Raw genomic sequence first — 12,823 nt, 5'->3', positions numbered from 1 at the left:
ACTTCTAATAATTTATTTATGCTGTTTTTAATTTTGACTCATTTATTATATCTTCAATGTATTCCTGTAATTGTTCATATGAGTTGTAAGTGAAACCATATGCCATATGAAAGTCTACATGACATGTTTCACATAATGTTATTCCATTATCTATGTCTAATCTTAATTCTGGGTAATCTGAATGATTTAAAATATGATGTGCATTTAGATTATGCCCATTGTTGTCTCCACAGCACTGGCAAGTGTAACTATCTCTTTCATAAACTGAATTTCTCCACTGTTTATATTCAGGATATTTTCTACTGTTTAATCTTTCTTCTTCTGTTAATTCTGAATTCCATCCATGATGGTTTTTGCCTTTAGGAATACTTGAAACAGTACAATTACGACATAGAGGATGATATTGAAATGTGTTGAATGTTCGACTATATGTTTCTCCACAAGAGCACTTATATTTCATTGGCGACTTAGAATCAATATACTCAGTCTCTAGCAATTCACAATCTCTATCTTTATAATATTGAACTACTTCATCATATTTCCAAAATCTTTTCGAAGAGCAGTCTGGACATCTTTCTCCGCTAAGTAATCTATGATATCTTCCAACAGATTCATTCCCGCACTCACACTCATACATAAATACTTCATTAGTATTGATAAAACCTGTTAAATATTTTATTCCTACTTTCGCCAATGAGCTAGAAATGCTTTCCTCTGTGTGTTTATTGATATATCCTCTACATGTTGGACACCCACTTGCCTTCTTTAATTCAGAATAACTAGTAGTTCTTTCGTGTCCTTCAGAGCAAATAAATGTACGTTTGTCACGTATGTTTTTAACTGGATCTCCTGATATGGTATAACCCCACTCTGAAACGTTTTGAGCAAATTCTTTCATGGTTTTCTTTCTAGTCGAACTATATCCCTCTTTGGTGCATCGTTTACAACTTCCTCCACCTCTAGATTCTTCTCTATTAAATTCACGGTAGTTAGTATCATAAACATGCCCTCTATCACATTGAACACTAAATAGCGTTCCCTTATTTGAGTCTCCACCTAAAAAATCAACGATTTCATATCCAAACTCTTTGACATGTTGGGCTAGTTCGTCTTTTGTTATTTTAATTCCATTCTTTCCACATGCAGGACAACTCTGCCCCGAAGATTTGATTGCGTTAAATGTCTTATTAAAGCTATATTCACAAATATCACATTTAAAATTTAAAGGCAGTCCATTGCTAACATAAGTATCACTAAGCAGTTCCATGTCCATCTTATTTTCTTTAATGTAAGCTTTCACTTCTTCTATAGTATATTTAATGTTCCTTGGTTGTGTCGTCATTTTAATTACCCCTCTCAAAAGTATCTCTCATATGTAAATCAACAAAGAGAAGGAAGAATGAGAGTTTCTTCTTTTTGACTGGGCTCATGACTTCTCAATCTATCTCTTTGCAAAACTCTTTCTATTTACTAGGAGTACAATAACTATTTATAGCACTAGTAAATAGAAAGAGAAGTAGAATTAACTACTTCTTCTTTTACTATATATTATTACAATAATTTATGTTTGTAAACTATTCACGAACTTTTTCGATATACTGACCCATAACATCTGACCCAATAGGGTTAGTAACAGAGAAGTTAATTTCTGGTGTGTAAACTTGACCATTTTGTAAAGACATATCGAATGCACCTGATGGAATACATTCTTCAAAAATGTAATAAATATCAGCATGAACCGTAGCGTCTGTTACGTCGTAAGAAATTGTGCGGTACTCAACACGGAATTTAGATGCGAACTTAGAAGAGTTAAGCTCGATAGAACGCCCTGTAATTTCTTCTTTGTATAGTATTTGAACAGTATCTCCTGCTTTTGCTGCCGACAAAGCTGGAATAGTTGCTACACCTGTTGCAACTGCAACTTGTTCTTGAGAGTCATCCTTGTCAACGAACACTGCTGTAGTAAGACCAGTAGGAGCATTTGGAATTGTTGCTTCTAAATTGCCAGCATTGTCTACTAATTTTACATTTACTGATTTAGTAACAATTGCTTTCCCAGCTTCATCAATTGAAACCCCTTGAGACATAGCGAAGAATTCTGCATCAAACGTGGCAGAAGTAATATTTAAGTCAATTTCCTTGTCTGAGCGAAGAAGGAAGATAGTTTTATTTCCAATTCCTCCCTTAATTTTTTCTTCATTAATTTGTTGAGAGATGCCTGTAATTTGAGCTTCCCCAATCATTACTACTTTACCTGTGTCTAAGTTAGTTACTAAAACTTCAGCAACATCTTGTACGATTGTTTTCATATTATTGTTTTCCTCCTAATAATTTCTTTTATATACAAAACAAAAAACATATTCTAATGAAGCTCGTAAGAGTCCAACTAAAATATGTTTCCAAATTTCTTATCAAATTCTGATTTCTCCATGCCGTCTTTTTCTTTCTCCCATAAGTCAATGTGAGCCGACCATGATTCAATCTCTACCTTTTCAGCAACTGTAGCAAATAGTGTACTTGTGTTATAGCTTTGAAATCTAGATATTCTATAATAAGTAGAGTAAACCTGTAGAACAGTCATATGAGCTACGTCTTGTGGTAGAATTCCTGCACCGACTACAATAGATGAGACAATGTCTCCAAAGGATTGTTTGTCTTTGCTAGAGTTTTGTTTAACTCGTCTACTACGTTCAATGCCTTTTTGAATTTCAGGATTAGGCGAGACTAGGCTTTCGGTCATCATATTCATGTCTAGTATTAGCTTTCTAAACTTCATGAATAATTGCTCATCACTAAATATCACATCTATTATTTCTTTGTTACCAATCACTAAATCAAATATCTTTTGATAATCGCTTTTAAGTTCTTTATTCTCTTTTACTATATTGTATAGAGATTCTTTTTTTAAAGCTTCAAGGGATTCTTCTATTTGTGCTTTTAGATGCTCGTCTAGCTTAATGCTGTCGTAGTGATTCTTATACTGATAATATATATGCAACACATTTTGACTCATAGCAGACAACTCAGTTAAATTGTGTAAATACTCCACATATGTCAGAAATCTAACTTCACCAAATTCTGTTTCTACTGGTTCACCAAATATATAAAAATCCTTCTCATCCATATAGCATCACATCATTTCTTGCCTGTCGAATAGCTAAAAGTATGTTCATAGCGCTTATATCCAATCGGTGCAACCCTTGGATTGCCTCCAGCATACTCAAACATTCCTATTGAACCGTCTAATCGTTCTAAAGCAAGTAGCTCATTCAATCTATCGCCAATCCATTCAGTGCGACCGTCTAATTCATAATCCTCGTGTACAAACACGTTTATCACAATTTCTTGAGTAGCAAGTAAGTAATTATTAAACACAGGTCTGCGTCTACCACTGGATATATACAATCGACATAAAGGGTCGGCTTCTAAATCGTCTACTTTTTCAGCCAACATAATTCTCTGATTCACTATATCCCAATAGTTAGCTAAACTTTTCACGTCTAGAAGTGTTGAACTCATTGGGTCAGTCCCAGTCACATCTTCAGGCAAGTACCATAATGATCTCAATAATTCCTCATCATTAATTAGGATGTCATTGACACTTTTAATCACTTCACGCATAGAGCCTTTCTTAATTACCATTAAGCTTCAACTCCAGTCGTTCTTTGCAATCTAATCTCAACAAATCCAATTTCATTAATCACATTTTCATATGAAACATTTGTTACTTTATAAGGACTTCCTCTATGAGTGAACGAGTAATTAATTTTAGGTATTTGGTCTTTAATGTAGGGGATGCGGATTATCATAGCTCCATCAGGTAGAGGAATAGAGGAGTTTTCGACTGTGCTTGGTATCTTATTTGTCATCACACAAGGGATGTTTAATTCTGTAGCACCAATATCACGATAAATAGGGCGTCCAAAGTCATTCTTTCCAATTTCCACTCTTGTAGCATCTATTTTAAATTTAAACATATCATTGCACAGCTCACCTATAAGTTGAGGGTATAGCTCATCCTTTTCTTGGTCTACTGCTAAATAAGTAGCATCGTCTTGATGAACGTAATCTCCAACTTTGATGTCTGTATCAGGAATAAATAAAAATATCCTTTTATGGAATGTTTCCTTATCAGATACGATCACAGGAGTTAAATCTTGATTATCATTCAAACGAACGAAACTTCTAGTAGGTGAATTCATGATATTATTGATTGCTTGTCTTTTAGTTGTCGCCTTTACAGCATCCTGCATAGATTCTCCATTAGGTGACACTCTAGCTTTATATGCATCAAGATAGTTCATGTTTTCACACTCCTTTCAGTTCATCTATTTGTTTGTCAATCAAGCTTGTTATTTTAAATGTTTCTTTTTTAATCTTCTTATGTTGATCTAATAGCACTTCTTCTTTTAATTGCTCTAAAATCGCTAAAACTCTATCATGCCAAACTCTACTCGGTAAGCTCCCGATAATCTTCTTAATCCCTTTGACTTCAGTGCAAACACTATCTATATAATCCACCAGATGTTCATTCTTCTCCTCATATAAGGGAAGTATCTTCCATACTAAAGGGATTAGTACAATCAAGTATTCTCGATATTCTTTTTCTGTAATTTGACTCATTTGAAGAAGTCCTTTAAGCGATGAATATTGTATGAATATCTTGACATAAGTGTATTTGCTTCAGAGTTGATTTTGGATTTAAGGTCAATTAGAGCTTTGATTTGGTTAGCAGGGGAGTACATACGATAATCTTTAGAGTTAAGCGATTGTTTCATTAAATCTTCTTTTATTAGATGAGTATCTAAATAGACAACAACCATAAATTTAGAAAGAATTTGTTTTTCTAGATGATTCAAGTCAACATTGAATTGATTTAGGCTTAAGTCGAAATCGCTCAAGTCGTGTTTACAATTGGAAAAGAACCCGATTGAGCTCATTAACCACAATTGCAAATTATCTTCTAACGCAACTTCATCCATTACTGCTAACTCATAATCTGTAACTTGAGAAAGGAAGAGGGGATATACTTCATTAAAAGGTGTTGCCATTTAAAACACCCTTTCTTAGTCAAGAATCTTGACATTAAAATTATTCTCAATTGCTCTAATTACGTGGAGATTAGACAAAGTACCATCTTTGTATTTTCGTTTTCCAACTGAAATAACTGTTTCACGCATAGCTAACGGCATCTTATCAGCAACTTTATTAAGTTTTTCTACATCAGAGAGTAGTTCTTCAACACCATCAGAGTCTAATACATTCTCATAAAGCTTAGTGTAGTTTAATTCCTCTACAGCTTCTTCGTCTAAAATAATAATGAAAGCATCTTCTAGATGACGTTTCTGAGATCCTGAGCGCATAGCTTGTAACTCACCAAATGGAACATCAGTCACATCGCCATACTCTTCTAATTCAAATGAATAGCCTGAGCGTCCGATATAACCGTAACGACCTGTAGTGTTATTCATCACAGGAATTTTGTCGTCTTTTGATAGCTTTACTTTTTCTTTAGACTTTTCTACTTTATTTTCCACTTTTTCTACGTCAGTCGTTTTAGTCTCGACCTTGGTTGTGGTTTTACGTGTAGGTGTTTTACGTGTGCTTGTTTTTTGTTCTGCCATTTTTATATTCCTCCTTAGAATCATCGAGGGTGAGTTAACACCCTCATCATTTTAATAATTTACTTACGTGAAACGTACGATACCAAACTTCTCAGTGATAGAAAGACCTACACCAGCTTTTTGAATAAAATAATGCTCAATAGACATATCACCTTGCATGTTTTGAACATCTTCAATAATTGCTGTGCCTTCTGTAACGATTTTTACAATTTTCTCAGATGAAGATGGTAGAATTAATAAATCTGTATTAGAAAGATTAAATTCATAAGTGTTAGGCTTGAATGATTGAACAAGAGCCACTGTATCATAGCCACGGAAAGTACCAATATAACCCAGTGCATTATAACGAGCTTTATCAGCGTCTCCAACATAATCAGGTTTGATTTTAGCTAAAGCAGCTTTAGTTCCAACTACCATTGCGTTACCATATAGTGCTTCAACATTTTGTAAAACACGTAGTAATTCATCTTCTGAGAATGTTCCAGAATATTTGAACGCAGCGTCAATGCTGTTGTAAGATCCGTAGATTGCAGAGTTAACAGATTCAGCGATACGTTTTTCATATGATTTAGCTACTTTAGCAACTAATGTTCCCCAGTCAGTGCGTCCAGCTAAGAAGCGGTAGAACTCATCATAAATAGCAATTCCGTAAGTTTTTAAATCAACAGTCATCTTACCGTTATCGATACGTTGTTTCATTAAGTTGCCAGTACCGTCAGCGATTACAGAAACCTCAAACAGCTCAGGATTCTCAATATCAAATACTAATGAATCTCCCCATCCAACATTACGGACTTCAGCAAAGCGTCCCATAACTTCTTCTAAACGGTCATTGATGATAGGAGCAATAGTTTCTTGTAGGATTTGGAAAATTTTATATTTATTTTGACGGTAAGTGTTATAATCAATTGCATCTGTACCGATTTCTTCTAAAAACGCACCACGAATCATTTCATTTGCGTCTGTGTTCGAGTAATTTGTTACTTGTCCTTTTGCAAGCTCTTTAGAAAGATTAAAAGCTACCTTTGTTAGTTCGTTCATTATTTGTTTCCTCCTGAATATATATTATTTTATTTTTATAAATTATTTTTGTTAAACAGTTAATACACGTAATAGAGCCATTGGACGTTGGTCATAACCAAACTTCGTCAAACGTTCTACTACAAATGTTGTTCTTGAGTCTGCATTTACTTTATAGCCATACGTAGCATTTCCAGTTACTACATCGCCTTCATTTGGTACAGCATCAAATAAAGATTGCTCAACCTGAAATTTATCTCCTTCTGTTAGGTGATATGCACGAACAGCTTTTCCTGCTGGTGTTGCATAATCTAATTGGTCTAACGATTGATTAGGCTTTACTTCTGGTGCAGCTACTAAAAGTAATTCTGCTGTGTCAGTTGGAGCTACTGCATTTACCAACTCTCGCTCACCTGCTACTGCTGTTCCAAGTGCCACCAATGCACCATTGTTTAGTGATACAGTACCAACCACTGATTCGATATTTCCGTTTGATTTAGCTTGAAGCTTGTCTAAATTAACTTTTGTCATTATTGTTTTCCTCCTAGAATTTTCTTAATTTATTTTTTAAATTTCTCAAATAACATGTCGTAAGGGGATGAAGTGCTGTCTTCCACTTGCGACACTGCCAATTTAACTTTATTAACTTGTGTATCTGATTTTGTAGATGAGATAGAGAAGTTTTTCTTGCCATATAAAGCAAATAACTTATCTTCTACATCTTGAATATCAGCATCTTTCATAGATTCAAAGACTTGAGCAAATTCTTCTTCTGATAATTTATCAGTAAATTTAGCTTTAATATCTAACTCTTCACGTTGACGTTTGTAAGTAGACAGTTCATCCAACTGAGATTGAAGTTGTGTAAATTGTTCTTGCAAGTCATTGTACTTAGCTTCGAAATCTGTTGGTTCATCTTCCTTAGCGTCTTCTTCGTCTTTAGGTTCTGCGTTCTCGCCAACAGCGATTGAATCACGTTTAGCAAGAGCTTCTTCTTCTGATTCGTTGATAGCGATATCTTTAGTAGATTCTTCTTCAGATTGCTCTGTAGCATCCTCAGTTGAATCTGGAGCGTCTTTAGAAGAGGAGTCGGATTGTTCTTCATCTTTCTCTAAGTCTTCTGTAACTTTATCCAAGTTCGTTTCTGGTTGTTCAAGTGTATCTGATGAATCTAGTAGGTCGAAGTCTTGTTCAACTGTTTCAGTTGTTTCTTCTTGCTTAATATTTGTTTTATTGTCTTCCATTTTTGTACCTCCTTCTTTAATACTGAACTTCAATTCAGCAATCATTTGATTGAATTGTGATTTGAAGCCCTCTTTATCTAGTGAATATGTTGTAATCTGAGCGCTTTCAAATGCAGGTTCAACATGACCTTCTCCATCTTTATCAATTCCAAGAATGCATAAAGCTGAGAATAGGAAGTTGTCCACTCTGAATGTTTCTATGTTGTCTATCTTTGAGAAGCTTCCATCTATAATTTCGATTTCCATCGACTGATTAAATTTTTCTTCTTCAAGTAGTGTATTTAATTCAGAGTATCTACCTGTCCACAAGTAAGCACCATCAATTGTTAAATATTCATTTATCGTCCCATCTGACTCTTTAACGTTTTCCCAATATACTTGTGCAGATTCAGGGACAACTCCGTATGGTTTTGTGCTATAAACTAGCTTGATATCATTATCTTTAAATTCAATTGAAGCCCCGTGACCACCAAAGTTATCAGTTTCTTCAATGTACTCGCCAATAATTGGAATATTGTAAATTGATCCTATACTCGATTCTACGGACTCCTTTGAAAAATAACTTCCATTTCTGTTGTGTCCCGTATATAAAACACGTATAGTTGCACGACTGAAGAGAGGATTGATTTTTTCAATACTTTGTATCTCTGAATTAAATCTAAGAGCTTTTTCCATTATTCATATTTCACCACCCCTCAAAATAAAGTGATAATTTACTTATGTTAATCATCTAAATTGTCTAAATCGACTTGGCGACTTTCTGAAATGTCATTTTCGTTCTTTTTTGGTGCTCCAGCTTTATTTGAATCTGTCTGGGTATGGCTGCTTTGCAATGGTATAAATAGGTCATGTAATTTAAATATTTCATTCTCTAATGTCGTTTTATTCAAAATTTCAAGGGGGCTTAGACCAAGGCTTGCAACCATTTCCATTTTTACAGGAGCTCCGAATTGTGCAGCTTTTAGGTAGCGATTAAATACTTCTTCACGACTAAAATTGGTTAGTTGCAAGAAACGAATATAAAACTTAATTGTTCCTGACTGTTTCTTTAGCTTCCTATTAACCCATCGCTCGATTTGAGTTAAAATACTAAATAAAAATTGTTCATCAGTTATAATTGATTTTGTTATGCCAGCAGAAGTATTCTTGTCTGAATTAAATAGATATTGAGATAAGCCTGCGTCTGTATATGTTTCCCGAATTGCCTCTGATACTGAATCATTATCTGATTTAGATTTTTCTAACTTAATAGCTTCAATTTCCATAGGTGTTGTTGCAAGACCAATTCCTTCACCAAGTGATTCTGACAACTGATTGTGGAATTGCATAGCTAAATCTAAGCTAATTTTAAATACATCAACATCTTGTGACTTATCATCCATTGGAATTAGCTGAGTAAGCAATAAAAAGTTGTCCATTTTCGCTTTCGCTTTTTTAATTTTCTTATATTCATCTTGATCGAAAATAGATTCAAATACAGTGTTGAAAGGGGGGAGTGCATAGTCTGTTATATCAGAATTAATTTTGATGCAAATGGTTTTATCAGAATCTAATTCAAGCCATCTATTTGTCTGTTTGTTCAAATTGTATATCTGATATTTAACTTTAAATTCATCGGGAAATAATTCTATAGAATCCTTGAACTTATCGAAGTAGCTAAAGTCATAAGCAAAATTAAAAACCCCATCTTCAATAGAGGAAATCTGACAATAATCAGCATCCAATTTTTGAATGAAGTAGGAGTCTTTAGATTCGTGCTCATATCCATAAAAAACATCTTCTTTAAATGCAACTTTTAATACTTCCGACATTTCATCTTTTAAATTTAACTTATCAACATACTGAGCTGCTTTCTGGTACGCTTTTGTAATTTTGTCAGCATTTATTTTAGTAGGCATTTCAACAATATTAAGCGTGTAATCATATGTTGGCAGTGTAGCAAAGTGACGAACAATTTGACGATACTGAGCATTGACGTTATATAAATAATTAGATAACTGTCGCAATTGTTTCTCATGTTTTTGAGGATTCTGTAAGAAGTTGGCTACTTGTTTAGAATCGAAGCGTGATAAAACAGATGGGGAAGAAGTTAATGCCTTGTTAAGATGTTTAGTATTCATCTTACGTATTGAAGCGTAATGATGATTTAATAGTGCTTGTTTCTGTTGCTCAAGTGTCAGGTCGAATTGGGATTTATTTGACATGAAATTCCTCCTTTCGTTGTTAGTTATTTTATAATTTACTTTTGTTAATATAATTTAGGTTTTTTAAACATGAACATTTGAGAAGGTAGTACATCTTGCTTTTTCTTCCGATTTTTAGGCTCTAAATAGTCTGTAACAAAGTAGTTTAGATAGGACAAACTAGAATATCTATCTTTCCTTGCTGAGCCGACTTCTTTTAGGGTTACTTCTTTGTTGTCATTATAAGTGGCTTCAAGGTTTATAGTTTCATTAATAAATAGAGTTGTTTGTATAAAGGGCATCTTAAATTTTATTTTTATGCTTTCTGGTAAATTTTCATATCCTTTTAAGTTGGTAAGAATTTCTTCTGCATCATTTTCATGAATCATCAGCTTCAACTTTTTATTTCTTAAAGCATTTCTCATAGCAACAGCAATCTTATTGTTAAGTTTAGAGCTACCTTGAATAGAATAAATAGCTTTAGGTGCGTCTGTGTAAACGCATCTCTTAGCTAAGTCGTCGTCATTAAAACATTTAAGAGGTGGGTAAACTTGACCATTTCTAGGGTCTATTTGCTCTTGTCCTAAGACATCAAGAAGGAATATTCCTGCATTCATCGTATCTAATACGATATAATCAGATGAAAATTCATGATATAATTGTTTAATTCTCATGCTTTGATCACTAACAATACCACCATCCATTGTTTCTGAATAAACAACTTGTCTCTCATATCCATTGTGAGTAGGTATTAGTCTAACGCAAAAAATAGCCGTAGCGTCATTGGCGTTTCCACCTTTAGCTGCAATATCGGCTGATACCACTCTTATTTCTTTAGCTTCTTTTTTAATTGTAAGCTTCTTATCGTTTATGTGTTCTGCAACTTCGGACGGGTAGAAGGCTTTAGCGACTTTTCGGTTCACATTTAAATCTTCGAAGCTAAAATAAGACTTCTCATTCTCGCCAAACCATAGTGCTTGCATCTCCATTTCCCAACCGATCGGGTCAAAATCAGCCTCAGACATTTCATCTAATACCTGATCCCTCATTAATAGGTTTTCTTTAATAGCTAGTTGATAGGGAAGACTGCATATGAAGTATTTCTTACCTTGAGCCATAGCCTTAAAGTAGGTTTGAGCTCTCTCCCATGACCAATGAGATTTGTAATAGCAACTACTTAAGTAAATTTCTTTATTACGCTCTTGTAAATGCGCAAATTCTGGGTTACTATGGTAGCCAGCTTGTCTAGGTGTCGTAAGAAATTTTCTCAATACTTTAGAAATGACTTGAATATCAACCATACGGAACTCATCCACTAGAATTATGTGCGCTCGAGCAGAGCGAGCATTATCATTGGAAGTTACTACTGTAATTATTGAGCCGTTGTGAAATTGACACGCTGCATTATTACTTCCTGTTTTAATATCTAATATTTCTCGTCTCAAGTTTGGAGAATCTGGCATCATCTGTTCTATCTTCTTTAATACTGCGGTGGCTTGCCCTTTAGTCCCGCTGGCTATTACTACAATTGTTCCAGGGTAAAGAATACAACGAGATACTGCGTATATAGCTGAAAGGAATGATTTCCCTTGTCCCCTTGATGCCAAATACATGAAGAAATGATTATTTTGCATTGCGTAAATTAAGATGATTTGGAAAAGCTTTAATTGAATTCCTAAATAATCCTTTACGAATAAATCCATTCTAAATCTATAATAGGACGCCCACACATTTATACCATTCATCAATCGTTCTGACTTGGTTTCTTTTTTTCGATTGTTTTTACCAATCTTAAATATATTCATGCCCTTAGTAGATTTATTTCTATCTACCTGAAAGTTTTTAATTCCTGCCATCTGCGTCACCTTCAGTATTCTCTTCGGAGTCATCAGTAGCTACAGTATATTTATTAATTTCTTCAAAGTACTCTTGCTCGTCTTTATTCTCTAAGCTGAACATTCTCATTAAATGTCCTGTAAACCAAACTTTAAGATACTTGCCAATCGAGTCATGCTTTTTCCATTCTGAATCATCTTGAATAGGTCGAGTGTCTTCCCATTTTTTAATAAGAGTACCAAACGACTCTTGATCCACTGACTGAGCACCTGTTTCTTGAACAGGCTTAAGATTCGCTGCTGTTAATAGTTCATTCAATGTTTTTATTTGTTTATCAACATCTTGTCCAATTTCACGTCTAGTTCTAATATCAAGTCTTGTTAGACATATTTCAGTAATTAAGTCTTCTAGGGTTTTACTATCAACTTCATATTTTGAAAGATATCCACCGAACTCAGTATTTAGCCAAATGTAATCACGTTCTTTTTTCCCAATGCCCCAAAAGTCTTCACTTTCTTTTAGATCTTCTTCAGATAGCTCAGTAGGTTTTGCTCGTTTAATGCTGCTTACATCAATCAATTGCGCTAGAGTATCTGATTGGGTGAATCCGACATTTTTATATTGAGGCATCGAATTGAGCATCCTAACGTAGTCTCCAGTATCGCCTTTATATAGGTCTTGATAAAAAGGCTTGTTAATCATTCTAAGCAAGCCTAATAAACCATCATGTCCGTTTTCTTCTACTATTTGTAGAGCACAATCTTTGCAAATATGGAGTTTCCCCGAAGGAAAAAACATTTTGTCACCATTATAAAATTCACTAGTAGCTTTTAGCTTTTCACACTTCTCGCATACTTTTTTATTTGGAGGTGATTTAGTTTTAGGTTTAGTTGTAGTCATTTCATTTCTCCTTTCT

At 34.2% G+C, this 12,823-nt stretch carries 14 protein-coding genes; all 14 read right to left on the bottom strand.

The window, feature by feature from the left end; all coding sequences use genetic code 11:
* Window positions 1–16 precede the first annotated feature (16 nt).
* The 14 genes from FS486_RS03960 to FS486_RS03895 all read right to left on the bottom strand — a co-directional run bounded on the left by FS486_RS03960 (window position 17) and on the right by FS486_RS03895 (window position 12,807).
* A complete protein-coding gene (locus tag FS486_RS03960; protein WP_144509975.1) occupies window positions 17–1,342 on the bottom strand; it encodes an HNH endonuclease in 1,326 nt (441 codons plus the stop codon).
* Window positions 1,343–1,574: 232 nt separating this feature from the next.
* On the bottom strand, window positions 1,575–2,309 hold the full coding sequence (locus FS486_RS03955; protein WP_144509973.1) for a hypothetical protein: 735 nt from the start codon (window positions 2,307–2,309) through the stop codon (window positions 1,575–1,577).
* Between the two features lie 77 nt (window positions 2,310–2,386).
* On the bottom strand, window positions 2,387–3,124 hold the full coding sequence (locus tag FS486_RS03950) for a hypothetical protein (protein WP_144509972.1): 738 nt from the start codon (window positions 3,122–3,124) through the stop codon (window positions 2,387–2,389).
* A gap of 11 nt (window positions 3,125–3,135) precedes the next feature.
* Window positions 3,136–3,642 carry a hypothetical protein gene (locus tag FS486_RS03945; protein ID WP_144509970.1) on the bottom strand — a complete coding sequence of 169 codons (507 nt, stop codon included), beginning with the start codon at window positions 3,640–3,642 and terminating at the stop codon, window positions 3,136–3,138.
* Entirely contained in the window at window positions 3,642–4,304 is a 663-nt protein-coding gene (locus FS486_RS03940; RefSeq protein ID WP_144509968.1) for a hypothetical protein, read from the bottom strand. Before FS486_RS03940 ends, FS486_RS03945 begins: the two co-directional genes overlap by 1 nt.
* Before the next feature lie 4 nt (window positions 4,305–4,308).
* On the bottom strand, window positions 4,309–4,623 hold the full coding sequence (locus FS486_RS03935) for a hypothetical protein (protein WP_144509967.1): 315 nt from the start codon (window positions 4,621–4,623) through the stop codon (window positions 4,309–4,311).
* Window positions 4,620–5,051: a hypothetical protein gene (locus FS486_RS03930; RefSeq protein ID WP_144509965.1), complete on the bottom strand. Its 432-nt coding sequence runs from the start codon at window positions 5,049–5,051 to the stop codon at window positions 4,620–4,622. Before FS486_RS03930 ends, FS486_RS03935 begins: the two co-directional genes overlap by 4 nt.
* Window positions 5,052–5,066: 15 nt before the next feature.
* A complete protein-coding gene (locus FS486_RS03925) occupies window positions 5,067–5,624 on the bottom strand; it encodes a hypothetical protein (RefSeq protein ID WP_144509963.1) in 558 nt (185 codons plus the stop codon).
* Window positions 5,625–5,687: 63 nt separating this feature from the next.
* Window positions 5,688–6,665, bottom strand: coding sequence for a hypothetical protein (locus FS486_RS03920; RefSeq protein ID WP_144509962.1), 978 nt, complete (start codon window positions 6,663–6,665; stop codon window positions 5,688–5,690).
* Between the two features lie 51 nt (window positions 6,666–6,716).
* Window positions 6,717–7,175, bottom strand: coding sequence for a hypothetical protein (locus tag FS486_RS03915; RefSeq protein ID WP_144509960.1), 459 nt, complete (start codon window positions 7,173–7,175; stop codon window positions 6,717–6,719).
* A 29-nt stretch (window positions 7,176–7,204) separates the two neighbouring features.
* Window positions 7,205–8,563: a hypothetical protein gene (locus FS486_RS03910; protein ID WP_144509959.1), complete on the bottom strand. Its 1,359-nt coding sequence runs from the start codon at window positions 8,561–8,563 to the stop codon at window positions 7,205–7,207.
* A 47-nt stretch (window positions 8,564–8,610) separates the two neighbouring features.
* A complete protein-coding gene (locus FS486_RS03905; protein WP_144509957.1) occupies window positions 8,611–10,092 on the bottom strand; it encodes a hypothetical protein in 1,482 nt (493 codons plus the stop codon).
* 44 nt (window positions 10,093–10,136) lie between these two features.
* Window positions 10,137–11,927 (bottom strand): terminase large subunit domain-containing protein, encoded by a 1,791-nt coding sequence (locus tag FS486_RS03900; RefSeq protein WP_186321346.1) that lies wholly within the window; start codon window positions 11,925–11,927, stop codon window positions 10,137–10,139.
* On the bottom strand, window positions 11,914–12,807 hold the full coding sequence (locus tag FS486_RS03895; RefSeq protein ID WP_144509955.1) for a hypothetical protein: 894 nt from the start codon (window positions 12,805–12,807) through the stop codon (window positions 11,914–11,916). The genes FS486_RS03900 and FS486_RS03895 overlap by 14 nt, the downstream gene beginning before the upstream one ends.
* Window positions 12,808–12,823: the final 16 nt, after the last annotated feature.

It is taken from the genome of Bacillus sp. FJAT-22090 (assembly GCF_007676755.1).
Taxonomy (GTDB): Bacteria; Bacillota; Bacilli; order Bacillales_A; family Planococcaceae; genus Psychrobacillus.
Note: the sequence above shows the minus strand (reverse complement) of the source record. Positions and strands in the feature narration are given on the sequence as shown.